This is a genomic window from Gilliamella sp. BG3, assembly GCF_046635605.1.
In the GTDB taxonomy this organism is placed as follows: Bacteria; Pseudomonadota; Gammaproteobacteria; order Enterobacterales; family Orbaceae; genus Gilliamella; species Gilliamella bombi.
Genome location: NZ_JBIDFE010000004.1, coordinates 20,507 through 46,975 on the forward strand (window position 1 = coordinate 20,507; position 26,469 = coordinate 46,975).

At 35.0% G+C, this 26,469-nt stretch carries 35 protein-coding genes; 21 read left to right on the forward strand and 14 right to left on the reverse strand.

The genetic code is table 11. From position 1 onward, the window contains the following. Window positions 1-130 precede the first annotated feature (130 nt). From rpsL to ACGH6S_RS02595, 5 genes are all read left to right on the forward strand, one after another. Complete coding sequence (gene rpsL / locus ACGH6S_RS02575; RefSeq protein WP_034883792.1) at window positions 131-505, forward strand: 30S ribosomal protein S12; 375 nt, start codon at window positions 131-133, stop codon at window positions 503-505. A 99-nt stretch (window positions 506-604) separates the two neighbouring features. Then, window positions 605-1,075: a 30S ribosomal protein S7 gene (gene rpsG, locus ACGH6S_RS02580; RefSeq protein ID WP_034915550.1), complete on the forward strand. Its 471-nt coding sequence runs from the start codon at window positions 605-607 to the stop codon at window positions 1,073-1,075. Window positions 1,076-1,188: 113 nt separating this feature from the next. Further along, window positions 1,189-3,291 carry an elongation factor G gene (gene fusA / locus ACGH6S_RS02585; protein ID WP_065590403.1) on the forward strand — a complete coding sequence of 701 codons (2,103 nt, stop codon included), beginning with the start codon at window positions 1,189-1,191 and terminating at the stop codon, window positions 3,289-3,291. 68 nt (window positions 3,292-3,359) lie between these two features. Continuing rightward, window positions 3,360-4,544: an elongation factor Tu gene (gene tuf, locus ACGH6S_RS02590; RefSeq protein ID WP_411578255.1), complete on the forward strand. Its 1,185-nt coding sequence runs from the start codon at window positions 3,360-3,362 to the stop codon at window positions 4,542-4,544. A 405-nt stretch (window positions 4,545-4,949) separates the two neighbouring features. Further along, window positions 4,950-5,837 carry an aldo/keto reductase gene (locus ACGH6S_RS02595; protein ID WP_411578256.1) on the forward strand — a complete coding sequence of 296 codons (888 nt, stop codon included), beginning with the start codon at window positions 4,950-4,952 and terminating at the stop codon, window positions 5,835-5,837. Window positions 5,838-6,487: 650 nt separating this feature from the next. Here the strand turns inward: ACGH6S_RS02595 and ACGH6S_RS02600 are convergent. The 12 genes from ACGH6S_RS02600 to ACGH6S_RS02655 form a co-directional block, all read right to left on the reverse strand. After that, window positions 6,488-7,633, reverse strand: coding sequence for an Arm DNA-binding domain-containing protein (locus ACGH6S_RS02600; protein WP_411579482.1), 1,146 nt, complete (start codon window positions 7,631-7,633; stop codon window positions 6,488-6,490). Next, complete coding sequence (locus ACGH6S_RS02605; protein ID WP_160430358.1) at window positions 7,618-7,818, reverse strand: excisionase; 201 nt, start codon at window positions 7,816-7,818, stop codon at window positions 7,618-7,620. Before ACGH6S_RS02605 ends, ACGH6S_RS02600 begins: the two co-directional genes overlap by 16 nt. A 59-nt stretch (window positions 7,819-7,877) precedes the next feature. Then, window positions 7,878-8,486, reverse strand: coding sequence for a 3'-5' exonuclease (locus tag ACGH6S_RS02610; RefSeq protein ID WP_411578258.1), 609 nt, complete (start codon window positions 8,484-8,486; stop codon window positions 7,878-7,880). A 10-nt stretch (window positions 8,487-8,496) separates the two neighbouring features. Continuing rightward, on the reverse strand, window positions 8,497-8,973 hold the full coding sequence (locus ACGH6S_RS02615; RefSeq protein ID WP_411578259.1) for a hypothetical protein: 477 nt from the start codon (window positions 8,971-8,973) through the stop codon (window positions 8,497-8,499). A 29-nt stretch (window positions 8,974-9,002) separates the two neighbouring features. Then, window positions 9,003-9,719 carry a hypothetical protein gene (locus ACGH6S_RS02620; RefSeq protein ID WP_411578260.1) on the reverse strand — a complete coding sequence of 239 codons (717 nt, stop codon included), beginning with the start codon at window positions 9,717-9,719 and terminating at the stop codon, window positions 9,003-9,005. A 2-nt stretch (window positions 9,720-9,721) separates the two neighbouring features. Then, a complete protein-coding gene (locus ACGH6S_RS02625) occupies window positions 9,722-10,246 on the reverse strand; it encodes an HD family hydrolase (RefSeq protein WP_411578261.1) in 525 nt (174 codons plus the stop codon). A gap of 22 nt (window positions 10,247-10,268) precedes the next feature. Then, window positions 10,269-11,195, reverse strand: coding sequence for a DNA-methyltransferase (locus tag ACGH6S_RS02630; RefSeq protein ID WP_411578262.1), 927 nt, complete (start codon window positions 11,193-11,195; stop codon window positions 10,269-10,271). A 66-nt stretch (window positions 11,196-11,261) separates the two neighbouring features. Then, on the reverse strand, window positions 11,262-11,450 hold the full coding sequence (locus tag ACGH6S_RS02635; protein ID WP_411578263.1) for a hypothetical protein: 189 nt from the start codon (window positions 11,448-11,450) through the stop codon (window positions 11,262-11,264). Continuing rightward, window positions 11,447-11,716, reverse strand: a complete 270-nt coding sequence (locus ACGH6S_RS02640) for a hypothetical protein (RefSeq protein ID WP_411578264.1) — start codon at window positions 11,714-11,716, stop codon at window positions 11,447-11,449. The genes ACGH6S_RS02635 and ACGH6S_RS02640 overlap by 4 nt, the downstream gene beginning before the upstream one ends. 106 nt (window positions 11,717-11,822) lie before the next feature. Continuing rightward, entirely contained in the window at window positions 11,823-12,023 is a 201-nt protein-coding gene (locus ACGH6S_RS02645; RefSeq protein WP_296318132.1) for a hypothetical protein, read from the reverse strand. A gap of 266 nt (window positions 12,024-12,289) precedes the next feature. Further along, window positions 12,290-13,180 (reverse strand): recombination-associated protein RdgC, encoded by an 891-nt coding sequence (locus tag ACGH6S_RS02650; RefSeq protein WP_411578265.1) that lies wholly within the window; start codon window positions 13,178-13,180, stop codon window positions 12,290-12,292. Window positions 13,181-13,228: 48 nt separating this feature from the next. Then, window positions 13,229-14,005, reverse strand: coding sequence for a hypothetical protein (locus ACGH6S_RS02655; protein ID WP_411578266.1), 777 nt, complete (start codon window positions 14,003-14,005; stop codon window positions 13,229-13,231). 279 nt (window positions 14,006-14,284) lie between these two features. Between ACGH6S_RS02655 and ACGH6S_RS02660 the strand changes: the two genes are divergently transcribed. The 3 genes from ACGH6S_RS02660 (at window position 14,285) to ACGH6S_RS02670 (ending at window position 15,578) form a co-directional block, all read left to right on the forward strand. Then, the gene (locus ACGH6S_RS02660; RefSeq protein ID WP_411578267.1) at window positions 14,285-14,428 is read left to right on the forward strand and encodes a hypothetical protein; all 144 of its coding nucleotides are present in this window, start codon (window positions 14,285-14,287) and stop codon (window positions 14,426-14,428) included. Between the two features lie 268 nt (window positions 14,429-14,696). Then, a complete protein-coding gene (locus ACGH6S_RS02665) occupies window positions 14,697-15,227 on the forward strand; it encodes a hypothetical protein (protein ID WP_411578268.1) in 531 nt (176 codons plus the stop codon). A 135-nt stretch (window positions 15,228-15,362) separates the two neighbouring features. After that, window positions 15,363-15,578 carry a hypothetical protein gene (locus ACGH6S_RS02670; protein ID WP_411578269.1) on the forward strand — a complete coding sequence of 72 codons (216 nt, stop codon included), beginning with the start codon at window positions 15,363-15,365 and terminating at the stop codon, window positions 15,576-15,578. Window positions 15,579-15,736: 158 nt separating this feature from the next. Here ACGH6S_RS02670 and ACGH6S_RS02675 read toward each other — a convergent pair whose 3' ends face one another. Together ACGH6S_RS02675 and ACGH6S_RS02680 are read right to left on the reverse strand one after the other, a co-directional pair. Next, the gene (locus ACGH6S_RS02675) at window positions 15,737-16,234 is read right to left on the reverse strand and encodes a hypothetical protein (protein ID WP_411578270.1); all 498 of its coding nucleotides are present in this window, start codon (window positions 16,232-16,234) and stop codon (window positions 15,737-15,739) included. Beyond that, a complete protein-coding gene (locus tag ACGH6S_RS02680) occupies window positions 16,231-16,878 on the reverse strand; it encodes a LexA family protein (protein WP_411578271.1) in 648 nt (215 codons plus the stop codon). Before ACGH6S_RS02680 ends, ACGH6S_RS02675 begins: the two co-directional genes overlap by 4 nt. A 101-nt stretch (window positions 16,879-16,979) precedes the next feature. Between ACGH6S_RS02680 and ACGH6S_RS02685 the strand changes: the two genes are divergently transcribed. From ACGH6S_RS02685 to ACGH6S_RS02745, 13 genes are all read left to right on the forward strand, one after another. Next, the gene (locus ACGH6S_RS02685; protein WP_065611330.1) at window positions 16,980-17,165 is read left to right on the forward strand and encodes a Cro/CI family transcriptional regulator; all 186 of its coding nucleotides are present in this window, start codon (window positions 16,980-16,982) and stop codon (window positions 17,163-17,165) included. Between the two features lie 27 nt (window positions 17,166-17,192). Further along, window positions 17,193-17,678, forward strand: a complete 486-nt coding sequence (locus tag ACGH6S_RS02690; protein ID WP_160430343.1) for a YmfL family putative regulatory protein — start codon at window positions 17,193-17,195, stop codon at window positions 17,676-17,678. A gap of 213 nt (window positions 17,679-17,891) precedes the next feature. Beyond that, entirely contained in the window at window positions 17,892-18,836 is a 945-nt protein-coding gene (locus ACGH6S_RS02695) for a replication protein 15 (protein ID WP_411578272.1), read from the forward strand. Further along, a complete protein-coding gene (locus ACGH6S_RS02700; protein ID WP_411578273.1) occupies window positions 18,833-19,540 on the forward strand; it encodes a replication protein P in 708 nt (235 codons plus the stop codon). Before ACGH6S_RS02695 ends, ACGH6S_RS02700 begins: the two co-directional genes overlap by 4 nt. Then, a complete protein-coding gene (locus ACGH6S_RS02705; RefSeq protein WP_411578274.1) occupies window positions 19,533-20,279 on the forward strand; it encodes a phage N-6-adenine-methyltransferase in 747 nt (248 codons plus the stop codon). The genes ACGH6S_RS02700 and ACGH6S_RS02705 overlap by 8 nt, the downstream gene beginning before the upstream one ends. Continuing rightward, window positions 20,276-21,640 (forward strand): DNA (cytosine-5-)-methyltransferase, encoded by a 1,365-nt coding sequence (dcm, locus tag ACGH6S_RS02710; protein ID WP_411578275.1) that lies wholly within the window; start codon window positions 20,276-20,278, stop codon window positions 21,638-21,640. The genes ACGH6S_RS02705 and dcm overlap by 4 nt, the downstream gene beginning before the upstream one ends. Then, on the forward strand, window positions 21,637-21,780 hold the full coding sequence (locus ACGH6S_RS02715; protein WP_411578276.1) for a hypothetical protein: 144 nt from the start codon (window positions 21,637-21,639) through the stop codon (window positions 21,778-21,780). The genes dcm and ACGH6S_RS02715 overlap by 4 nt, the downstream gene beginning before the upstream one ends. After that, window positions 21,780-22,154: a hypothetical protein gene (locus ACGH6S_RS02720; RefSeq protein WP_411578277.1), complete on the forward strand. Its 375-nt coding sequence runs from the start codon at window positions 21,780-21,782 to the stop codon at window positions 22,152-22,154. The genes ACGH6S_RS02715 and ACGH6S_RS02720 overlap by 1 nt, the downstream gene beginning before the upstream one ends. After that, on the forward strand, window positions 22,150-22,503 hold the full coding sequence (locus tag ACGH6S_RS02725) for a RusA family crossover junction endodeoxyribonuclease (protein ID WP_411578326.1): 354 nt from the start codon (window positions 22,150-22,152) through the stop codon (window positions 22,501-22,503). Before ACGH6S_RS02720 ends, ACGH6S_RS02725 begins: the two co-directional genes overlap by 5 nt. 293 nt (window positions 22,504-22,796) lie before the next feature. Next, on the forward strand, window positions 22,797-23,525 hold the full coding sequence (locus ACGH6S_RS02730; protein ID WP_411578278.1) for a phage antirepressor KilAC domain-containing protein: 729 nt from the start codon (window positions 22,797-22,799) through the stop codon (window positions 23,523-23,525). Beyond that, window positions 23,525-24,544: a DUF968 domain-containing protein gene (locus tag ACGH6S_RS02735; protein WP_411578279.1), complete on the forward strand. Its 1,020-nt coding sequence runs from the start codon at window positions 23,525-23,527 to the stop codon at window positions 24,542-24,544. Before ACGH6S_RS02730 ends, ACGH6S_RS02735 begins: the two co-directional genes overlap by 1 nt. A 152-nt stretch (window positions 24,545-24,696) precedes the next feature. Beyond that, window positions 24,697-25,056, forward strand: a complete 360-nt coding sequence (locus ACGH6S_RS02740) for an antiterminator Q family protein (protein WP_411578280.1) — start codon at window positions 24,697-24,699, stop codon at window positions 25,054-25,056. A 322-nt stretch (window positions 25,057-25,378) separates the two neighbouring features. Beyond that, entirely contained in the window at window positions 25,379-26,467 is a 1,089-nt protein-coding gene (locus ACGH6S_RS02745; RefSeq protein WP_411578281.1) for a DNA-methyltransferase, read from the forward strand. Window positions 26,468-26,469 lie beyond the last annotated feature (2 nt).

Here is a 26,469-nt window from a genome sequence, read left to right on the forward strand (position 1 = left end):
TGACATTATCTCCCCTGGGGTCTAGAATCTTGCGACCCAAAACTTATACACATAGGTTTTGGTCTACAGTTATTAATTACGTATCTAAAAAGCAATTTTAAATTTATTTTAATTAATCAGGAGCTTATTAATGGCAACAATTAATCAGCTGGTACGCAAACCAAGAGCACTAAAGGAAGCAAAAAGCAACGTTCCTGCCCTTGAAGCATGCCCGCAAAAACGCGGTGTTTGTACTCGTGTTTACACAACTACACCGAAAAAACCAAACTCAGCATTACGTAAAGTATGTCGTGTACGTTTAACCAACGGTTTTGAAGTTACTTCTTATATCGGTGGTGAAGGTCATAACCTACAAGAACATAGTGTAATTTTAATCCGTGGTGGTCGTGTTAAAGACTTACCAGGTGTTCGTTACCACACTGTTCGCGGTGCATTAGACTGCGCAGGTGTTAAAGATCGTAAACAAAGCCGTTCTAAATACGGTGTTAAACGACCTAAAGCTTAATGGAACTCCGTTAAGTAAGGCCAAACTATATAATTCCATTTAACTCATTTGAGTTTTGGGTAAACCTGAAAATTTATAACATATAAACGGAGTATTCCAATGCCACGTCGTCATGTTGTCGGTCAAAGAAAAATTCTTCCTGATCCGAAGTTCGGTTCAGAGTTACTGGCGAAATTTGTAAATATTTTAATGATAGATGGTAAAAAATCTATCGCAGAATCAATCGTATATTCAGCTCTTGATAAATTAGCTGAGCGTAGTGGAAAAGACCACTTAGCAGCTTTTGAAGTTGCATTAGATAACGTAAGACCAACTGTAGAAGTTAAGTCACGTCGCGTTGGTGGTTCTACATACCAAGTTCCTGTTGAAGTGCGTCCAGTTCGTCGTAATGCACTTGCAATGCGTTGGATTGTAGATGCTGCACGTAAACGTGGCGACAAATCAATGGCTTTACGCCTAGCGAATGAACTTATGGATGCTTTTGAAAACAAAGGTACCGCTGTGAAAAAACGCGAAGATGTTCATCGTATGGCTGAAGCTAATAGAGCGTTTGCACACTATCGTTGGTAATATTCGCACTTATAATTGTATAAGTGACTTGAATTTGGACTGATAGCCCTTATCTGCTATCGGTCACCAAAATGATGTTTTATTAAGCAAACGATTCTAAACAGAGGATTAATATGGCTCGTACAACCCCTATAGCACGCTACCGTAACATCGGTATCAGTGCACATATTGACGCAGGTAAAACAACAACGACTGAACGTATTTTGTTTTATACTGGCGTTAGTCACAAAATTGGTGAAGTTCATGATGGTGCAGCTACCATGGACTGGATGGAACAAGAACAAGAACGTGGTATTACTATCACATCTGCAGCAACAACAGCTTTCTGGTCTGGCATGGGTCAACAATTTGAACCACACCGTATCAACATCATCGACACCCCTGGACACGTTGACTTTACAATCGAAGTTGAACGTTCTATGCGTGTTCTTGATGGTGCAGTAATGGTTTACTGTGCGGTTGGTGGTGTGCAACCTCAATCAGAAACTGTATGGCGTCAAGCAAACAAATATAAAGTTCCACGTATTGCATTTGTCAACAAAATGGACCGTATGGGAGCTAACTTCTTACGTGTTGTTGATCAAATCAAAACTCGTTTAGCAGCGGTTCCAGTCCCTTTAGTTTTACCAATCGGTGCTGAAGAAGGATTTACTGGTGTTGTTGATTTACTTAAACGTAAAGCAATTAACTGGAATGATGCTGATCAAGGTGTAACATTTACTTATGAAGATGTGCCAGCTGACATGGTTGACCAGGTTGAAGAATGGCGTTCTTTCTTAATAGAAACTGCAGCTGAAGCAAGTGAAGAGTTGATGGAAAAATACCTTGGTGGTGAAGAGTTAACTGAGCAAGAAGTGAAAGCCGCATTGCGTGAGCGCGTACTTGCCAACGAAATCATCTTAGTAACTTGTGGTAGTGCCTTTAAAAACAAAGGTGTGCAATTCATGCTTGATGCTGTTATTGAATACTTACCAGCGCCAACTGATGTACCAGCAATCAAAGGTGAATTACCAAATGGTGAAGCTGCTGAACGTCACTCAAGTGATGATGAACCATTCTCATCATTAGCGTTCAAAATTGCAACAGACCCATTTGTTGGTAACTTAACATTCTTCCGTGTTTACTCTGGTGTTGTTAACTCTGGTGATACTGTTCTTAACTCTGTAAAAGATAAGAAAGAACGTTTTGGTCGTATCGTTCAGATGCATGCTAACAAACGTGAAGAAATTAAAGAAGTTCGCGCAGGCGATATTGCTGCTGCAATTGGTCTTAAAGATGTCACAACAGGGGATACTCTTTGTGCTGAAAGTGCACCAATTATTCTTGAAAGAATGGAATTCCCTGAGCCGGTAATTTCGGTTGCTGTTGAACCAAAAACTAAAGCTGACCAAGAAAAAATGGGCCTTGCTTTAGGTCGACTAGCACAAGAAGACCCTTCATTCCGTGTTCACACTGATGAAGAATCTGGTCAAACTATTATTTCTGGTATGGGTGAACTTCACTTAGAAATCATCGTTGACCGTATGAAACGTGAATTTAAAGTGGAAGCAAATGTTGGTAAACCACAAGTTGCTTACCGTGAGACAATTCGCAATGAAGTAGAACAAGAAGGTAAATTTGTTCGTCAGTCTGGTGGTCGTGGTCAATACGGTCATGTATGGTTAAAAATCAAACCATTGGAAGCTGGTGGCGAAGGCTACAAATTCAACAACGAAATCGTTGGTGGTGTGGTTCCTAAAGAATACATCCCTGCGGTTGATAAAGGCTGTCAAGAACAAATGAAAAACGGTGTTCTTGCTGGTTACCCAATTGTTGATGTTGAAGTCACTATCTTTGATGGTTCTTACCATGATGTTGACTCATCAGAAATGGCATTTAAAATTGCTGGTTCAATGGCATTTAAAGATGGCTTCATGAAAGCTAAACCTGTGCTTTTAGAACCAATTATGAAAGTCGAAGTTGAAACTCCAGAAGATTATATGGGTGATGTTATCGGTGACTTAAACCGTCGTCGTGGTATGATCGAAGGAATGGAAGATACTGCAACAGGTAAAACTGTTAAAGCACAAGTTCCACTTTCAGAAATGTTTGGTTATGCAACAGACCTTCGTTCACAAACTCAAGGTCGTGCTTCTTACTCAATGGAGTTCTTGAAGTACAATGAAGCACCAACAAATATTGCAACCGCAATTATTGAAGCTCGTAAAGCGAAATAATTTTATCTAAATAAAGTAACGCTCCCCTTAATAATTTAAGGGAAGCGATTTAATAAAGGAACATTAAGATGTCTAAAGAAAAATTTGAACGTACAAAACCCCACGTTAACGTTGGTACAATCGGCCACGTTGACCACGGAAAAACAACTTTAACTGCTGCAATTACAGCTGTACTTGCAAAAAAATACGGCGGTCAAGCTCGTGCATTCGATCAAATCGATAACGCACCAGAAGAAAAAGCACGTGGTATCACCATCAACACTTCACACGTTGAATACGATACACCAACTCGTCACTATGCACACGTAGACTGCCCAGGCCATGCTGACTATGTTAAAAACATGATCACTGGTGCGGCACAAATGGACGGTGCTATCTTAGTAGTGGCAGCAACAGATGGTCCTATGCCACAAACTCGTGAACACATTCTTTTAGGTCGTCAAGTAGGTGTTCCTTACATCATCGTATTTTTAAATAAATGTGATATGGTTGATGACGAAGAATTATTAGAATTAGTTGAAATGGAAGTACGTGAACTTCTATCTCAATATGATTTCCCAGGTGATGATACTCCAGTAATTCGTGGTTCTGCGCTTAAAGCGTTAGAAGGCGATGCAGCATGGGAAGACAAAATTGTTGAATTAGCAGAAGCATTAGATAGCTACATTCCAGAGCCAGAGCGTGATATCGACAAACCATTCCTATTACCAATTGAAGACGTATTCTCAATTTCAGGACGTGGTACAGTAGTAACTGGTCGTGTTGAACGCGGTGTAATCAAAGTTGGTGAAGAAGTTGAAATTGTTGGTATCAAGCCAACCACTAAAACAACTTGTACTGGTGTTGAAATGTTCCGTAAATTGCTAGACGAAGGTCGTGCAGGTGAAAACGTTGGTGTATTACTACGTGGTACAAAACGTGAAGAAATCGAACGTGGTCAAGTACTTGCAAAACCAGGTTCAATCACACCACATACTGATTTCGAATCAGAAGTGTATATCTTAAGTAAAGATGAAGGTGGTCGTCACACTCCATTCTTCAAAGGTTACCGTCCACAGTTCTACTTCCGTACAACTGACGTAACTGGTACTATCGAATTACCAGAAGGTGTAGAGATGGTAATGCCTGGAGATAACATCAAAATGACAGTATCATTAATTCACCCAATCGCAATGGCAGACGGCTTACGTTTTGCGATTCGTGAAGGTGGTCGTACTGTTGGTGCGGGTGTTGTTGCTAAAGTTATTAAGTAAAAACTTACCGTAATAAAGAGCTACTATTGACACTCTTTATAATCATTAAAAAAGGTGCATTTAGGTGTGCCTTTTTTATTTTTTAATCCAAAATTACATATATACTTAAAGTTAATTAACCGTAGTAACCTTATATTTTCTACAGCATTATAAAACGTCAAGCCTCGAACATATTTCCGTTAAAAGAAAGCCTTTAGCCAATTATTCTAAATGTCTATTAATACTTTTACTATTAACAGTTATACATAAGGTTGTTATTAGTGAATTTAATTCATGATACTATCAATTAGAAACTTATTTATTTCAATAAATATAAGGGTTAGAATAATTTATCGAAAATATATTATTCGCTTATTGTTAGAAGGATAAAGTTTATTCAAATTAATTTTTACAAGGGAGGATTTTATGGAATATTTACAACTTGGCAACTCTGAGATTAAAGTGTCTCGTCTTTGTTTAGGATGTATGAGTTTTGGTGATCCTGCCAGTAAAATGCATGCATGGACACTTAATCCCGATCAAAGCGAAACAATTATTAAACATGCACTAGATTTAGGAATTAATTTTATTGACACTGCCAACACTTATTCTGCCGGTACAAGCGAAGAATATTTAGGACGGGCAATCAAAAAAAATATCGCTCGCGACAAAGTCATATTGGCAACAAAAGTCTATTTTAACGAAGGACACCTATCAAAAGCCGCCATTGAAAGGGAAATAGACGGATCGCTTAAACGACTTGGCACTGACTATGTTGATTTATACATCATTCATCGCTTTGACGATACAACACCAATGGAAGAAACAATGCAAGCTTTACACAATCTTGTCAAGGCAGGAAAAGTCAGAGCTTTAGGAGCTTCTGCTATGTATGGATACCAATTTTATAACATGCAACTTGTGGCAAAGCAAAATGGTTGGACGCCTTTTATTTCTATGCAAAATCACTACAATTTACTATATCGTGAAGACGAACGTGAGCTTATTCCTATCTGCCAACAATTTAATGTCTCTTTAACACCCTATAGCCCTTTAGCCGCAGGCAGACTTGCTCGTTTAGAGTGGCAAGCCGACACCTTACGCAGCCAAGCCGACCAAGTCGCCAAGTCTAAATATGACAGCACGCAAAAAGCCGATACCAGCATTGTACAAAAGGTTAATGAACTTGCCGAAAAATATGGGGTAACCATGACACAAATAGCACTAGCGTGGCAATTTGCTAAAGGAGTGACAGCACCAATTATTGGAGCGACTAAAACTAAATATCTTGATGATGCAGTTGGGGCGATTTGATTTGTGAAATAAGATGATTACGAAGAAGTTAGCAAACTTTTTAGCCATTTGATGAAATAAATAGCAGTATGATTTGGGGGGAATTTGTGCCTCCCTAATGTAGTAGTTAAGTTTTCTGACACAGCTAATTAGTTTTATTCCAACAATAAAAGAGGATATACCCATTCTCTTTTTAACGTATCAAGCAAGCATTTAAAAATAACCCCAATCAAAGCCCAAAAAATAACATAGATAGCCATTGTTTAGAATTCGTCTTGTTTTTTGATAAACCCGTACTTTGTTATTTCTGACTGGCAGAGTAAAAGTAACCTTTTTTAGAATTTAGATCCTCTTTTTAAGTAATTCAGTCTTTTTTTCATTTTTTTATTTTGATGATCTTGACAAAACCCACAAATAAGTTTGTGTATTTGCCTATTTTGAACAACTCTAATGAGTAAAAATAAGGTACATATAAAATAGACAAACAAAAATTGAGACAAATGGAAGCACAGTTAGCCAAAAGCATAAAAATATTATAAAAGAATTGAATTATAATAAACAATATAGTGGTGGAGCTGGCGGGAGTTGAACCCGCGTCCGAATTTCAATATCAATATAAATAATAACAATTTTTTATTTTGTTTGTTTTTTGCGTGCATTGGGCGTGCATTTTATTTCGATGCTTTTTTGATTGATGTATTACCGTCGTATGATTCAAGGTACGAACCGTAATGCCGAAATAACATTTCAGGCCCTTTATGCCCCATTTGCTCTGCTAACCAGAATAGATTAACACCGTTGCTTAGATGATATGTTGCAAACGTGTGTCTAGTTTGATACGGGTTGCGGTAGCGTACTCCAGATCGTTTTAACACTGGTACCCAAGCTTTTTTTCGTATTGCATCAGCACCTTCCCATTGTTTATTTGTTTTTGGATCCAAAAAAACATACTCATTATGTAAAAAACTAAATTTCTTTTGTTTAGCTAATGCTATTAGTGCATTATTATCCAGATCAATAATACGAGTTCCTGCTTTTGTTTTTGTCCCTTTTTCAACTCCAACTACTCGAGCAGAATTTACATGTACTTTGTTTTTAATAAAATCAATATTTTTCCACTTTAGTGCACAAAGTTCACTAGATCTCATACCGGTTGCAAATGCAAATCTGAATAAATTTTCCCATTGCTCGTTACTACAAAATTGTAATATCGCATTAACTTCATCTGGCGAGAACGGATCAACAATGTAATCACTTTTATCTTGCTCTGTGCTTTTGTCATGATATTTAGATACTGATACAGACTGAACGGGATTAATAGAAATTATCCCATCAATAATAGCATCATCAAGAGATGATTTAAGGTAAGATAAGTTATTACGTTTAGTCTTAATTGATGTTGTTTGTTCTTGTACCCAATTTTTTATAATTCCTGGTGTTAATTCAGTTATGCAAATATCATGAAGATCATGAAGTGCATTAATGCACTTCTGATAGCCGTTGATCGTTGATGGAGATAACTTACGTTTTTCACATAAAGATAAATAACTATCTAAATAGCTCTTAACTTTTAATCCTTTACTCGAATAGCCGAATATTTTCAGCTTACTTGACTTTGGAAAGTAATCAGCATAATTGAAAGTTCCGCGTTCAATACTATTTAATATTTCACCTCTTTGTCGTTCTGCATATTTTATGTTTGATGGCGTAACTGGTAGGCCTCGTAGCGGTTCACGACAGCAAACACCTTTGAACGTAAATGTGATAATTAATGTTTGAACGTTTGCGTGTTTTCGAATTGTTACACCACGCGACATTTTTGCTTTTCCTTTCCTTTCCATTCATCAACCGCTACTATATCTACTTGGCGTTCTTTTATACCTTCAACACGGAAAACATGTACTCCGAAAGCCCAAATGCCTCGTTTGAGCCTTTTATCAACAGCACCTACCGTGTCGCCATATTCACTACAATATTTAGAAATTGGTAAATAACGTATCATTTTTTGCACTCCTTTTACTCCACAAAATTATTAAATAATTGTTATCTGCAACTTAACAATCATTTTGAAACCAAACACATTTGCTCTGCATCGGACATTGCATCATGCAATGCATTATGTTTCATAAAATTAAATGATGAGTAATGCTCTTTAATATAACCACTATTAGTACGATTTAGGGCGTCTATATAAGTCCTAATGTCTCTTACTTGATTATATTTCCATGGTATTGATAATCCATATTCTTCAAATGCATTTTTCAAAATAACCGGATCAAAGTCGGTACCTCTAAAATAGAACATAATTTCAGGGTTATTTTCCTTCCATTCTTCTATTTTGTTAACTAATGCATTAAGAACTTTATTCAAAATTAGGCTTTTGCCATTATTTAAAAATATGTCTTTATGATTATTTGATGGTTGCTTTCTCCACCAATCTAGTGTTGATTGACTAATTGTTCTTCGGGAGTAAAGTAATTGGTTATTTAGATCGCAAACACAATAAAAATGGTAGGTGCTAGTACTTTCATTAAAGTAAGTGTTTTTCATATTTTCTAAAGTTGCATTTAAATTAAATCTATCAAATGCAAATGCTCCAATTGACAATATAATTGCCGTCGGTTTTGTATCTAATGTTTCAATATCAATAATAATAGTGTTAATTGTCATAGTTAGACCTTTATTTTATTTGTTTTTTATATTCATATTCAGTCATAAACTGATTAAATCCGTTTTTACTATTAATCATATTTATAACTTGTTGTTCGCTAAGTTCTGCAGTATTCGGTGTTGCTAACCAAAATTGGGTTAACCTGTGTAACGGGTTGGCTGTTTCCCATAAATTCACTTGAAACTTTGCCAGATAATCAGATAGTTCAGATGTAAAATACTCATTAGCTGTTATAAATGTGTCTGTTTTTAAATATTCGCGTTTTAGTTGATCTCGACAAATAACACCCGCCATTATTTGCCATTTATAACGTACTTCGTTTAACATTCTTGCTTCAAATGATTTAGGTTTGATTTCAGAACCTTTGTAATAAACAAACACATCAATAGCAGTGATATCTAAGATCATGTAATCCTTGGCCACAATTCTAGATATTTGTTGATATTTTAGTGTTGGGTTATATTTTTTGTTTCGCTTCTTTTTCATAATTACGTTCTAGCATTTATTAACTGCAGTTATAAATTACTATCGATATAAGATAATAAGTTTTTGGTTAGGCTTCTTAGCTTGATATAACTATCAGGAACTACATGTTCGGTTGCTTTATTCATAATGTCATTTTTATTTTTTATGCTATGTATTTCCTTGTTCAAAGATGCATTTAAATTAGCTAACTCACCATTTAGAACTTGATACCATTCTAGGCTATCCTTTTGCTTCTTAACCTCAGATTGAAGGTCTTTTATTGTGTTATGATTTCTTGCTAACTCATTTTTTTGTTTTGATATTTCCGTTTTTAGTGAAGATATTTCTTCTTGCATACCATCACTTTTTTTTATTTCTTTTTTCAATAGTTCATTAATTTTAGTTTTTTCATTATCTAATTCGTTGTAATTGTTGCATGATGCATTATATTTTTTAGTTAATTCAGATAGTTTCTTATTTAATAAAATAATCTTTTCATCTGTTTGAGATTGTTTTACAACTGCACTTTGGTCTTTGGAGTTAATATCAATGCTGACAACGATAAAACCGTTTTCAATTCCATTTGCTTCAATGTCAAAACTGGTAATAATCGCTTCAACTGAGTTACCAGGATCGTTTCTATCCTTGATAATTAATGTGTCCCCAATCATGGGATCACGTGCAGTAGTTAGAACTAAAAACTTTTGTTGCCCAGATGAGATTTCAATAAAATTAGAACTATTAACCTTTACGCCATATTCTGCCATTTTTACATCTCCTGTTTGATCAACTCATAAAATCGACGCATGAAGCGGTTATAAGCAACACCACTTGGTACTGGCTCTATTTTTCTCTCAAGCAATGGAATGTCTTTTAACATTGGCCACTCTTTGCCATCATTAGCTATATCACGATGCTCAGTTGCTAATAAAATAAGGTCAGCTTGTTTAACTTCAGGAGAAATAGTTAATGGCAAATTAAATTTTTGCCTGATAACTTGATCAACCTTGTCTTCAACTAGGCGGTAATCAGGTAATAATTTTTTTAGTGGTGACGGGATGTCTTTGCAGTACGCTTCAACAGCATCATGTAACAATGCTTCTAATTTAAATTTATCGGCAACAACGTAACTACATTCAACAGAATGTTGAGCTACAGAATAAAATCTATCAAGCTGGCCAGTGTAACGGCATTCATGAGATAAGCCTTTTGCGATATCTTCAATACAGATTGCATTGGCTGTAGGGTTTTGATAATCAAAATGTAACCCTGAATGTGTTGTAATCCAAGTCATATTAATACTCCACGGTTTAAATTTATAGAACGCCTGCACTCGTTCGGGCTTTCATTATCGAATCAATACGTTTATGTACTAGTTGCACATATTTAGGATTCAATTCACATAAAATTGCTATTCTATTATTAGCGATTGCAACTCCTGCGGTTGTTCCTGATCCTCCGAAAGGATCAAGAATAACGCCATCATCAGGACTGCCACTTAGAATACATGGTTCAACTAATTCTGGTGGAAATACAGCAAAGTGTGCATCTTTATAAGGGCGAGTATTTATCGACCATACCGAACGACGATTTCTTAAACAAATACCATTTTTAATCCTGCATTTATCTCGTGTGCGACTAACATTCGCGTTTGGCTGAATTTGTTTGACAGATGGTTCTAGTAAAATTTCATTATTAAAATAATAGTTTTTTGATTTACTTAATAAAAATAGATATTCATGCGAAGTTGTGCATCTGTCTCTAACGCTAGATGGCATTGCATTTGGTTTATTCCAAATAATATCTTGTCGCAAATACCACCCATCAGCACGTAGAGCGAAAGCCAACATCCATGGGATCCCGATTAAATCTTTTGCTTTTATACCGTGCTGTGGCCATGTTTTTGGTATTTTTGATTGAGCTCCTTGAGGATCAGGTATATAACATTCTTTTTGCGCTTCTTTATTATTCCAGATTCCTTTACCACTTCCTGCATAAGTATCACCGATGTTAATCCATAAAACACCATCATCTCGCAAGACTCGCTTCACCTCTTTAAAAATAGCAACCAGTTTATTTATGTATTCATAAGGGTCCGTTTCTAAACCAATTTGACCATCAATTGAGTAATCACGTAATCCATAATATGGGGGAGAGGTAACACAACAATTAATTGTTTTATCATCTATTTTTTTTAATGACTCTAAGCAATCGCCAGTTAGAACTGTCAGTTTGGAAAACATATAATACTCCACATTTAATTAATAACGTCTGCACTCGTTATTTGTAATTTAAAAATTTTTGAAAAATTATTCTTTTTTAGAATCCTTATTATTAAATTCATCGCATATAATATTTGCTGCTTTTATGATTGTGTTCATCTGCTCATATGTGATAAAACAACCATTGTTTTGTTCATCTATTTCTTTCATAATTGAACAAACTAAGCGTATTTGGTCTACTCTAACCTGTTTATTAGTTGGCATAATCACGCTCATTCTTGCTCCAGTTGTTTTAAATTTTCATCAATTTGATGCTGTATTTTTTCAATTCGTTTTTCTAATCTAAAATTTACAGCTTGCGTTGCGTCGTTTAAACTTGAATGCAATAAATAATCCTTCTTATCAAATCTTGTTTTGTTAAAATAAACAAGATTTTCTGTTATTTTTGTAATTATTAGTTTTTCTGGTTTTAACGCGTGTTGATCTGCATACCAAATAACATCCCCAACTTTTAGCTTTTTCCACTCTTCATCTGTAATCATAATTTACTCCGTTTTTTCAGCCCAGTCACAGCAGTCACCACCACGTTCAAAACCAACTAAAAACTTGTTTTTATCATCTATTAAATTGTTGTCTATCCATTGCATATTATTTAACCTCTTTTAACTCAAGCACTGCATCATTTGAATACACAGACTCTTTTATCTCACCCCAACAAATATCAACGAAATCATGATTATCGTTTTGCAAATAAAAATCCAAGCATTGTTCAGCATAGCTTTTTGCTTCTTCTTCTGTGTTGTGATATTCAAAACCATCGCCGTTGTGGTCATACGTAAAATATTTCATAATCTAATCCTCAATATATATTCAGCTTTATCAATTTCGATTTTTTCTTCATTTCTTGACGGTCCAATCCGTGCATACACAACAAACGTTATTTTTTCTGACATAATTACTCCTTGTTGTATTAAGTAATTGCCACTCTGTCGCCAACGGCGTACCGTCTGGAAATGGTTTTAGACTTGTATATTTCAAATTAGTGGGCTAACCGCATAAGGGACAGATCACTGCTAACACTAATTATCAACGCATATACCAGACGCCCCACTGCGTTATTGCACCGCTTTAGTAAAATCGTTGATTAAATTAGCTAGTTCATTAGCAACTAAAAAGAAATCAGCTTCTATTCGTTTTGCTTTATCATCTAGTGAGATATCGCTATTTTCATCTAACATTTCAGATGAATAGCTAATTTTGGAAAAAACGAGCTCAGTATTTACTGTAAAAACTGTTTGCTGTTTATATGAGAACGATAGCGATTTAATTTCACGCCCGCCATTTAGATAACTTTTGACTTCTTCTGCAGTGAGGTTTTCGTCAATAAGCTTTATTTTCCCATTACCTTCTAATGGGTCGGCTAACATTGCATCATTGAGTACAAAAAAGTTAGGTGGAGTGCTGTCATTACATACCCATTCTTTTAACGTGAATGATATATTATTTTCAACAGAAAGTGGTTTGAGTGCTAATGCGCCTAATTCTTTTCTTATCAAGGCAAGAACGTCCTCGGCTTTTTTAAAGCTGGCTGTTTCTACCGCTATAAATTTATCTTTATCATTAATCCAAACATAGACGTATTGATCTTTTGTGAAAGCAACAGGTAATAAGTCAACAATAACATCATCTTTTGCACGAAGTCTTTCACTCTTAGTAACGCTACGACCTAGTTTTTGTTCGAGTTTTTCAATTCGTTCAGATGTTTTTTTCTTGATAACAGATGATGGTAACAGCTTGCTTTCAATGCGTAACTTTAATAACGAGTGCCCTTGGACCTGTAATTTTAATACGTCATCGTCATCAATTGGCGAAACAAAACCTTTTTTAATTGAATCTGTTGGTCCGCAGGGTGTGAATGCCATGTTTTTTAACATGTCGTTGTCTAAACGTTCTATGCCGCTGTTATTTTTATCGAATTGATAAATAATTAGGTTTTTGAAAAACATATTTAATACTCCACATTTTATTTTATCTTTCTGCACTAAGATGTTTAATTAATCGCAATGGTTCGGGTAAACAAAGTCGTCTATCATGTCACAGTCAAATACAAGTTTGGATTGTCCGTAATAAAGAGCAATAATTAAGTTTTGATATTTTGTGTTTGTGGGTTGAATCAATTTTCCAATACATTCGCCATCAATTTTTGCTGAATAAACTTCATAAGCGTAACATTCATCATCATATTCGCCGCATTTACCTTTTATTTTTTCGTCTAAACGGCGACAAGCGAGATTGTTGTCCAATTCGTACTCACTTCCATCCATGTATGATGAATAACTCTCATTTTTAGGTATCTTATCAAAATAGATATGCATATAATAACAACTGCTTTCATTAGTTCTGACGTCTGGTCGATCCCATCCCTTCTCCATGGCTTCTTCTGCATATTCTTCAACAAAAGCCTCCAGTAAATCAGAAAGATAAATATATTCAGGAATAGGGTATTCATTAATAATGTTATTAAGCATTTTTGTCGCTTTATCCACAAAATTTTGCTCAACATTCGATGAAATCCATTGTCGTTGAAGCGAGTTGACAATTAATTGGTTATATTTAGGTAGAGAAATAACATCTTGAATATTAGCAGGTAATGCTTCTTTGAACGCTTCTTTTACAGCTAGCCCAAAATCGCTATACCGGCCAAATGCAGATTCAATTGTATTTTTAAATAATTCTTCAAGTGCTTCATCAATTATTGAGGCAGGTTTATCACTATTGTTAAAACGGTCAACACCTTCTAGTAACAAGTCTTTTAATGTTTTATCTGTCATTTTCATTCTCCACAAATGTTGTAAATAATTTTGTTCGTGAGCCCTCTGCACAGGACTCACATGTTTGTTATTAATAAAAACGCTCTGGTCTGCACTCCAAGAGCGTACGATTTACTCCACTAATCATTCTGTAATCAGGAATTGCATTAACTAAGTGTGCCTATCTTTATACTTGTTAGGCTCAAGTGTCCTTTTTGTCACCACAACAGTAAGGAATTTATTTATAAAATAATGTTATTTATGTATAATTTATACACCACAACAATAAGGATAAGACTAATGTCAAATGAAGAACAAAATATAGCAATATTACATGCGACCATGAAAGCAAGACCTAAAAAGCTTCAGCCAGTTTATGAGCCTAATCAGGAAGAAAAAGGCGCTCCACCAAAACCACGTCCACAACCAAATCCTAATAAATAAGGTAAATTGTTATGAGTGATGAGGATAAATACAAATATAGTGTTCCCCCTAAAAAAAGGCCAACACCTATACCAACACCTAAAAAGTAGAGATAAACGTGAATAAACCAAAATTCAACGGAGGTGTTCCTCCTAAAAAACGACCAACACCAAAACAAGACAATACAAAAAATAAGTAATGCTGGTTGTTTTACCACTCACAGCTATCGTGGTAAGATTAGTTGTCACGCCAATCTTAGATTTAATAATTTAAGATAAAGGGGAGTATTATGTCTGAAACTGACCAAACACAAGAATTATCATGTCGAGATACTTTAATTTTCGATATTCACTATAACTATTACAGCAATAAAATGACTTCACTCCTATTAGGACGAGTTGATCGTTTTTTGTCTTTTATTGTTGTATTCTTAGGTGGTGCTGTTTTTGCTGATGTTAAAAACTCTATGTGGTATGGTTTGATAATTGCATTATCAATGGCACTTAAACAAGTATTTCAGTTCTCTGAATCATCAGCTAGAGCTGACTCTCAGTGTAAAGCTTTTCTTCGATTGATTAGAGATGAATCTCATATTAATTGTGATTTAGAATTGACAAAACAAATTCAAGATGTAGAAAAAAATGATATACATCATTTGAAAGCAATCGAATTCGCTGCTATGCAAAGGGCTACTATTGTTTTAAGGGCAGATGTTGAATGTGATAGTGTCGTTTCTTTATCTAGACTTCAAAAATTAGTTGCATGGTTTGCTGGCGATCTTCCCGAAGAGAAAGACTACAAAAGCTTTATCAAAAATTAACCCCAAATATAAAATACACTTAGTTAATACTGTTCCTGATTTTTAAAGAACTATCAAAACAATTCATTAAAAAACACTGTATATAAATTCAGTATTTTATTATAATGAATAACTCTAATTAACTGATCTAAAACTATGGACGAGATTAAAACAATAAAACACAGTTGTGTTATATGCCAAAGCCAAGAATATCTTTTCGAACATGAACCTAAGCTAAATCCAAATGATGAAGCGGTTTTTGTGAAAAGCATTTCATGCGCTTTATGCGGTTATCCAATTTCAGCAATAGAATTCATGGAATCAGAAACGGGGTTTAAATACGACGAACTGAAAACAAGAATAATTAATTAGATGTTTTGATTTTTAAAGAGCTATGTAAAATTAACTGCATCCAATTTTAGATAACTAAACAAAAAAGTCAATATTATTTTTATAGAATAATAAAATAATTTTAGAAAGGTAAACGTTATGGTAGGAGAAAGTGACCTTATCAGGTCACTATTTTAGTGTTATTTTATTTTGCACGTTTTTTCTACATCTGTAACGATATTATCGTAGTTATCAAGATCAAAAAATGCAATAAATTCCGCTTTGGTATTTTTTGTTAATGGTTTCATTGTAACAATGATACGTTTCTTATGTTTCATGAAGTTAAACACTTCTGTAACATCGAGACTACCTTGTTCTAGTTCTATATACTCACCATTAGAAAACATTTTTTTTCTAATGGTGTTTTTATTAAGATCCTCAATTAAAACCTCTACCTCACCTGCATTTTTGAAGTTAGGGTCTTCTGTGTAAATGAAAAATCTTAAATCCCCATTATCATTTACACTAAAAAGATCTGTGCAACCGATCGACATTGAAGTGTTTTTTTCAGAGCTTCTTTCTGCATGAATACTCGCTGTTATTTCTGTTTGACCTTCTTTTTTTACTTCCCAGTCCGCATAAGCCATATTGCTCATATAGCTCAACAATAAAATTAATGATATACATTTATATTTCATACTCGTCTTTTCCTAAATATTCTATGTTCAACCATTGTACCTATTATACGTATTTGCTGGTTTAATGTGCTCATGGGGCTATAATCTGGGTTTAATGGTATTAATTCAAACTGCATCCTATTATGCTTGTCATAACCTAATTCACGATATTTTTTAAAGGTTGCTTCTGATTCGCCGTTCATTGCGACAACAAATTCACCAGGATATGGACGTACTTCAGGATCTACGATTATTAAATCACCTTCTTTAAACTCGGGCTCCATTGAATCCCCTTTTATTTTAAGTGCAAATGCTTTTTTTGATAGATCTAAAGAGGTTATTATATATTCAAATCCTGTTGAGTCTCTTAGTTCACAAGACTCTGTCCACGCTCCAGCTTGGACGTAACTAATTAATGGTACTTTGTATGAATGTAATTCTACTGGGACTATATTAGATTCAAAGTTTCCCTTTAATAACCACGCAAAATCACAATTAAGAGCAATTGACAGATCAAATAAATTTTTAGAACTGGGTGTAGATATATCTGACTCCCATTGCGAAACAGAAGAATGGTTTGCCCCTTTTATTGATTTAGCTAGTTCGCGTTGGGTTAAGCCCAGTTCTGTTCGTTTTTGTTTTATTCTAGATCCAATTGTATTCATAAAGACACCTATTAATAAATAGTTTAGTTATCTTAACACCTGTTGACTTTAGATAAATAAACATATAATATTTAGAAAACTAAACAAAAAAGGGGGCGTAAATGTTCAAAAATATTGTTTTAAATTATTTTAATGGTGTAACTCCATTAGCTAAAAGTTTAGGTATATCAAAAGGGGCTATCTCTCAATGGGGAGACATTATTCCCGAAAAAAATGCTTATCGGATACAGGAAATAACTAATGGAGCATTAAAAGTTGATACAAAATTATATCGAAATAAACATTAAAACAACCACAAAGAATAAGAGGCAAATGTGGACAATAGAAATTACCCAACACCGAAAGAGATAACCGATGCTATTCATCAGTTAATCACATCATTTGACGGTAAGTACCCTGAAATGGCAAAACGTCTAGATCCAACATCAGGTACAGAGAATGCATTGCGCAATCGAGTGCGTCAATTAAACGGGCAAATGGTACCGCTGGGAATGATATTAGAAATGGAAGCAGAAGCCAATTCTAATGTTATTACAGAGGCAATTGCAAAATATCGAGGCGGTGTTTTTGTTAAGTTACCTGAATTTAATGAATTTGATAACGATGAGTTACTAAATAAATTTAATAATCTTATTGCAGAACTGGGTCAATTTTGTCGGCAACATAATGAATTTACTGCAGATGGAATATTAGATAAAAAAGAGAAAAAGTCATTAAAAGCTACGTCGTATGCAATTCAATGTAGATTGAGTGAAATTATCGTTATAACTGAGATGATTTTTGGAAAGGGTGACCGATAGCAATTTTGCAGAAGGCTATCGGTCGGTTGCGAAAAAACACTTGTGGAGTATTAGTCGCATGAATAGTTTAACACTAAATTGTACTGTAACGCAATTGCGTTGTAAGTTTTCACAATCAGGCTTTGAATATGAAGCTATGATAAATCACATCTGGACACCTGTCAGCCACAAAATTGCCGAAGAATTGTGGGAATATTTCAAAAGGTTTTATGTATGAGCCGATTATTTGATGTTGTTTCTCAAATGAGCGGGCAACGGAATAATATTAGTATTCCACGCCCTTACATTATATTTTGCAAAGGCGATTACAATCTTGCTGCCGTTCTTGCTCAACTTGTTTTTTTATCAGGGTTAGGAATGCGTGATGATGGTTGGTTTTGGAAAAAAAATGAAGAGTTGGGAGATGAGCTTGGTTTGACGGTTGACCAAGTTAGATATTCGATCAAGAAGTTAAAGTTATTACTCGGTAATAGTTTAGAAACGTGTAAAAAGAAAGCATACGGAACGCCAACAACTCATTATAGGTTTAATGAAAATGAGCTGGTTAAATTATTGTTTCCTGAAGAAGTCCGATTCGGTAAAGTTCCCGAATCAGAGGGGGAACCGTTACCGCACTCATTCGGTAAAATTACCGAATCGAAACGGGAAAATTCCCGAAACCATGGATTCGGTAAAATTCCCGAATCTATAACAGATCCTATTACTAACATACAGATCCTAATTTCTTTGTCTCGAAATTTTTCAAATTCACAAGACGAAGAAAAATTAAATAAATTTTTATCCAAATATCCTGATGCGTTTATCTATACACCTGGTGGTAAAAAATGGGGTACCGAGGACGATTTAAAAGCTGCCGATTATATTTATAAAAAAATTCAGGATGTAAATCCAACCGCACAGGTACCGAATTGGTTCGAGTGGGCTAATGATATTCGATTACTAAGAACACAAGTGCTATGCGATAAGTTTAGTAATCCACATCATGAAATTTGTCGCCGTTTCAAAATAGCGTATCAAGATGATTTTTGGAATAAAAATATTTTAAGCCCAGCAAAACTACGTAAGCACTGGGATAGATTCCATTCTACAACAAACAATAAACCAACATCATCAGAAATTGATTGGCACAGTACAGGCTGGGCAGGAGGAACGGTATGAAATCGTTAGCCGAAATTTATGACAATGGTAATGGTTTAGCAGTTAAAGCTCAGCCTGTTGATCGCAAAACTTATGTTATTAATGAAATTGAAAAACAATTCAATCAAATATTCATTGCGTTAAAAGCGGTATTTCCTGCGATAACTGCTGTTATTAAAACACAATCAGATCTGGATACGTTTAAAAAACAATGGTTATTGTCATTTGCTGAAAATGGCATAACAACGTTACGTCAGTTTGAAATTGGTATGAAGAAAGCACGCCAACAAAACACACCATTTGTCCCATCGCCTGGTCAATTTATATCATGGTGCAAAGAGGGCGAGGCATCAGATATGGGGTTACCAACAGTTGCTCAAGTTATGCGAGAGTTCAACAAGTATAGTGCTGAGATTGGTTTTTCATGTCAAACAGCAGAGCAATTCCCTTGGTCTCATCCAGTTATGTACTGGATTGTTACCGACCTTAGAAAACACATGCGCCAATACAACCAATCTGAGTTTGAGGTTGAAAAGCGTGCAGAAATGCTAATTAACAGGTGGGCCAAGAAATTGATGAATGGTGAAGTAATACCTGAAATTCGTGTCCAACTAGAAGAAAAAAAGTCAGGCTACGGCGTATATTATTGCAATTCTGATGCAGTCAACGCGATGAGAGAAAGGGCGAGAGAGAAAGCAAAAAGGAGTATAGCAGAAAATGGCTAAAGTTGATTATAAACATTCAAAAAGCAAAACTGATTCAGATATAAAAGATCTATGGCAAACGCCGATTGAGTTATATGAATTTTTAAATGCTCGCTTTAGTTTTGTTTGTGATGTAGCTGCTAGTGATCACAATCATTTGCATTTGAATTATTTAACTGAGACATATGATTCGTTACTAAATGGATGGTCACACTTAAAAAGCGGTTTTGCTTTCTGCAATCCACCTTACTCTCGTATATTGCCATGGGTCAAAAAGGCACGTGAAGCCGCAGATCATGGTGTTGGTACCGTGATGTTGTTACCCGTTGATACATCTGTTGAATGGTTTAACGAATTACGAAAATTAGCTAGTGAAATTTATTTTATTGTTAATGGTCGTATTTCATTTGTCAGATCTGACAATAAACAAAAAATTCACGGTAATAATCGTGGTTCATTATTTGCGGTATTCAATCCCAAGGCGTTTGGTGATTGCCGTGTTTCATTTGTTGATAGAAGTGAAATTTATGCAACATACGAAAAAATTAAAGAAGCATTGCCAGATCCTACTGTGAGCGCTGTCTGGCCAAAAGAGGTTGATCAGATATTTAATTCAATTGAGTATGCAACAAATTTAACAATTGAACATCAAACAAAAGTTAAACAAAGCATTAACAAAATGATTATTGATCGGCTATCGCCAGAGCAAATCAATAATGCTGCTCGGTTTTTGGTAAATAGAATGGAGGCTATGCCGTGATTGTTTTATCTTTATTCGACGGCATCAGTTGCGGTCGTGTTGCGCTCGAACGTGCAAATATTAATGTAACAAAATACTACGCTAGCGAAATTGACAAATACGCAATACAAGTTAGTCAAAACAATTATCCCGATATTGTCAGACTTGGCGATATCAATAACTGGGAAAATTGGGATATTGATTGGTCAGGCATTGATTTGATCTTAGCAGGTTCTCCATGCCAAGGGTTTTCATTCGCAGGCAAACAATTAGCGTTTGATGATAAACGCTCAGCGTTATTTTTTAGATTTGCCGAAATACTATCGCATGTCCAATCAGTTAATCCCTCTGTTAAATTTTTACTCGAGAACGTCAGAATGAAAAAAGACTACGAAAGAGTAATAACATCAGTTGTCGGCGTTGAACCGATAATGATTAACAGTGCATTGGTGTCGGCGCAAAACCGTAAAAGATTGTATTGGTGCAACTGGCATGTAGAGCAACCTGATGATAACGGTATTCTATTAAAAGATATTATTCATGAAAATATTGTTATTACAGGTTGTAGTGAATTACCTAAATTTAATTGCAATCCTAGTGGCAAAGGCATGAACGGGATGGTTACACCTGTGACAGCCACAAAAAGCCTAACTTTAACAACCAATAAAGGGGAAGGGCCAAAAATCGCAATACCATTTGATTCAGTTATTGGAATACGCCAAAAACCTCGAGGAAAAAATAAAGGGGGCGTTTATGCCAACAAAAGCCCAGCTTTAACAAGTAATTCTTGGGAACATAATAATCATTTAATGTTTGCTGTTGATAAAGAAAAAAGTAACTGCATAACATCGAGTATCGGTAGAACCACGGATAGAGAATATTTTTATAAAAACCAAGGTCAGTTAGTTTATTGTTTGCAGCCTTATATTGTCCCTTTTGATAAAACGTTACAAATTTTGGATAAAGAGGTTATTAAAGGAAAGATTGGTTATTTTCGCACAGACAGCCAGGCAAATCGTGTTTATAGCATACATGGTAAGGCAGTAACGTTGTGCGGTGATGCCGGAGGCGGAGCGGCAAAAATGGGGCAATACCTATTTGGTTGTATAACTCCCGATAGAATCGAAAAGAGACAAAACGGTCAACGATTCAGCGAAGGTAAAAAATTCTATACACTAACCTCGCAAGATAAGCACGGCATTTTAATAGACGGCTACATTAGAAAGCTAACACCAATAGAGTGCGAACGCCTGCAAACTCTACCGGATAATTACACAGCAGGCATTAGCAATTCACAGCGTTATAAATGTCTTGGAAATGGTTGGACGGTTAACGTTATAGCTCATATTTTAAAAGGTATTGGGGTGGAGTGTAAAAAATGAAAGCATTTGCATTAGCACTAACTTTTATTTCTATTTTCTTTATCGGATATGGTGTTGCACATAGTGAAATATCAACAGAATGCCAAAAGCTTAATGCTTTTTATGTTGGTAATGTTGTATATGAATGTAGGGTCAAATAATGATAAATATTAATTTAGAACGCTTGGAGTTTGAAAAAACAATGCGTAAAAAAGGGTGTCCTGATATTCATTTAAGAAAGGACCGAAAGGGCGGATATTTAAGAAAAAACATGGAGTCAGCATTTCAAGGTTGGATATTAAAAGCGACTCAAAGCAGCATGATGACTAAACAAGCTACAGTAACTGTTTCATGTGATTTATTAAATGAATTGCTATGTGCTCAAAATGAAATTATTGTTAATTATAAAATAAATAAAGGTGAACATATTTATTGTGGTCGCTGGAATGAAGAAATTAATGATTTTATTGAAACGTACAATCAAGTCGCAGAAATACTTAATATTGAAAAAATGAAGTTGGTTCCAAATGATTGAATTAACATTACCATTCCCTCCATCAATGAATACTTACTGGCGCAACTTGAATGGCAGAACGCTACTAAGTGTTAAAGGTCGAAAATATAAAACTGCGGTTATTGCAGCAGTCTATGAGCAATTAAAAAAGAAGCCTAAACCAATTACAGATAATGTCGCTGTCAAAGTTGAATTTTATCCGCCTAATAATATTAGGCGTGATATGGATAATTATTTTAAGGCTTTGTTCGATTCACTTACAACAGCAGGGGTTTGGGTTGATGATAGTCAAATAAAAAGAATTGAATCTGACTGGCTTAACGATAATAAAGGAATGGTTTTAATAAGCATTTGTGAAAAAGCTGCATAAAAAATAAATAAAAACCCGATTTACTGGGTTTTTATTTTTTCAAATTCACAAAATCAATTATTTATCATATTTAAATTTATGTATTCTAATCTGCTTAATATATCGTAATTTGTTATCTCTTCAAGTTTATCAGCCAATAAAAACAGTAAACATACCATCTTACATCTTTTATTTTCTTTATAATTTTATATAATGTATATATTAACAGTGTCAGAGTGCAGACTGACATATTGCGAAAAGGTGCTTAACAATGCAGATGTTAAGCGTGTATTGAAAACAAGTGGAGTATTAAAATGTATAGACAATCTTCTATGGTGGTAAGCAATGCCACATCAACAATGCCGTCATGCAATCAGTTAACCATGTCTAGCCGTGAAATAGCTAACTTAACAGGTAAGTTACATGCACATGTGATTAGAGATATAAACAGCATGCTAAACGACCTATTAAAAGATGATCCAAATTTGGATGATGAAATAAAACAAAATGTTACGTTTGAATATGATAGCAGAGAGTATGTTTCTAACGTTTGGCTAGGTCGTAAATATATCGAGTGTTTACTCACTGGGTATAGTTCTTCGTTAAGAATGAAAGTAATTAAGAGATTACATGAACTAGAAGACAGTGTATTTCAATTACCAAAAACTTTACCAGAAGCATTGCGAGCATATGCTGATGAATGTGAAAAAAATTTAAAATTGGAAAGTAAGATACAAGAGGACGCTCCTAAAGTCGCTTTTGTTGATAATTATGTAACAAGTCGCAATTCTAAATCTCTGCGAGAAACAGCAAAGATTCTCAAAATGTCAGAAAGAGCTTTGATAGATGCATTGATCAGAGATAGGTTTTTGTATCGGTTATCAGGTAATTTGTTGCCTTATTCTCGCCCTAGCATAAAACCCTATTTTACTGTTAAAACTGGTTCCGCCGAAAATGGACATGCATACTCACAGACTCGAATAACTGCAAAGGGAATTTCGTGGATAGCTAGCCGTTATGCATCAGAATTAATGGTTAACTAATGAAAGCAATACTTACTCCATATTGCCAACCAGAACTTGGGCTAGTCATTCTTAAACCTGGTGCAGAGTTACTAAAAAAACTGTGCACAGGTAATCGTATTATTATTTCTCAAAGCGGTGAGGAACACGCGGGTATTAAATCGGGTATTATTCAAGATGAACAACCGTTATTAAATAATAAATATATCGATCCATTTATATTACATGACACAGTAGTTGATAAACTAAAAAATCTATATAACTTTGATTATTGGTTAAATCAACGATATAAATGCCAGTTAGAAGATGGCGAGTATTGTCATCATGAATTAGTGAATGAAAAAGTTGGCAATTCAGCTATTCGTGTGTGCTGGCATCACAATAAAGATTTAGTTATTGATGATAAGGTGAAAATGCTAGCAAAGCGCAACTTAAAACAATTTCTAATTGAATGCATTATAAACCAGTTAAAGCATGATAGTAACCATCGGTTATCAATTCAAGAACTGGCTTGGTGGTCCGTAATCAACAAACTGCATGAACTCATACCTGAGAACATGGCCAGATTACTACATAATAGGACAATTGAAGAAATAAAATCTGTTTATAAAGAATCTGAATTAGTTGCTAGTGATGACCGTTCAGAGCCTAGATTACAAAATGAAATAAATAACACATACCAACACCTACAAGCACTATCTAAACCAGTTAAGAAAATAGCTGTAGATCCTGAGTCGCCAGAATCGTTTATGCTTAGACCAAAAATGAAGCGGTGGGAATCAGCGAAATATACTCAATGGGTAAAAGCTCAGCCATGTGTTTGCTGTGGTAAACAAGCTGATGATCCTCACCATATAATCGGTTATGGACAAGGCAAGATGGGAGGAAAGGCTCATGATATCTTTACATTGCCACTCTGCAGAATTCATCACAACGAGTTGCATAAGAACGCCGAAGAGTGGGAACAAAAGCACGGTTCACAAATATTATTGTTAATTCAATTTTTGGATCGTGTTTTTGGGATGAAAGTAATCACGTAACAATAACTTTTTAAATTTTATTGATAAATAATTTTGGACTTCTTTACGTCTATGTATCTAGATGGTAAAATGACATTATTGTGGAGTTTGAGCAATAAACAGAGTGCAGACTGTTTTTGTGAAAGTCCTCTCTATAATTTTACGGAGAGTATATGAAGAGAGATATTAAACAAGTCCTTGTCGCATGGGCTAATGTTAGACGTAGTATAAGAACGGGTTTAGAATACCCTTATAAATCCCCATCAATACTTAACAATAATAATGGCTTTGATTCTCGACCATTACTAAGTGAAGCTGAAGCTCAGCTCGTTGATAATGCAGCGCTTAAATTATCGAAAATAGATCCGATTTCATATTCAATTTTAAAATCTGTTTATATTCATAAACAGTCATGCAGACAACTCGCAAAAAATATTCACAAAAGCAACGATTTTGTTGGGGATAAGCTAAAAATAGCGGAAATCTACGTGTTAGCTAAAATCGATGACGCAATGAATGATGTCATATTATAAATTTTTATATTTGAGGCTTGACGTGTCGCGATGTCTCGACATATAATGTGCCTAAATTGCGGTTTTCGCATTTAAATTAAACCCCGACTTATTCAGTTGGGGTTTTTTATTGCACAGAAATTATGGCGAGAGATATAAACGCTATTACTCCACATTAGCTCCACAGTGTTTATATCGCTGCAACTCGCCGCCTTTCTTTATGTGATGGGGGACTGATACATGTTGCTGCATGTAGCAGTCATCAATACCCACGCGTCATGGTCATGAGTATCAACCAAGCCCCAGCTGATCAGCGGGCATATTCTACAGGACTACTGTAAAAATGACCAGTAAAAAAAGCGATCAAATTCAAATAGATAACTTAACATTGATTCATGATGATTGTCTGAATGTACTTAAATCATTGCCTGATAATCATATAGATCTCATTTTAACTGACCCTCCGTACTATAAAGTTAAATCAAATAGTTGGGATAAACAATGGAAAACTGCGGATGATTATTTAGCTTGGCTAGATGATATCTTTGCTGAATTCTGGCGAGTTTTAAAGCCAGCGGGTTCTTTATATGTGTTCTGTGGTCCCCACTTATGTGCTGAAACTGAAATATTAATCAAACAAAGGTTTAATGTTTTAAATCACATTGTTTGGGCAAAGCCTAATGGCACATGGTTACGGCAACATAAAGAATCATTACGAACATATTGTACATCTAGTGAGCGTATTATTTTTGCAGAGCATTATAATGCAGAAGGTAAATTTAAAGGGCAAGTTGGTTACGCGTCAAAGTGTGAGAATTTGCGACAGACTATATTTGCTCCACTAATTGAGTATTTTAGGAATGCGCGTGATGAACTTGGTGTTTCCGCATCAGATATTAATCGGGCAACAGGCAGACAAATGTGTTCGCACTGGTTCAGCTATAGTCAATGGCAGTTACCGAATGAAAAACAGTATAAAGCCCTACAAGAGTTATTTAATCAAATAGCAAAAGAAAAAATACAAAAAGGTCAGCTGCATGAAAATTGTAACGTTTTATCAAGTGAATATTCTGTATTAAGCCATGATTATGAATTTCTATTTAAGCAGTATGATGAATTAAAAAAAGAATACGAACACTTACGACGCCCATTTAATGTGACAAAGCATGTTCCTTATACGGACGTTTGGACACATAAGCCAGTCGCTTATTATCGAGGTAAGCATCCATGTGAAAAACCATCAATGATGTTAGAGCAGATAATAAGTGCAAGTTCTAAAGATGGCGATTTGGTCGCTGATTTTTTTATGGGCTCAGGTTCAACATTAAAAGCAGCTAGAAAATTAGGTCGCTTTGGACTTGGGGTTGAGTTTGAAGAAGAAACGTTTTTGAAAACAGTTTCAGAAATTAAAGAAAACAACTATTTAAGTTAAAA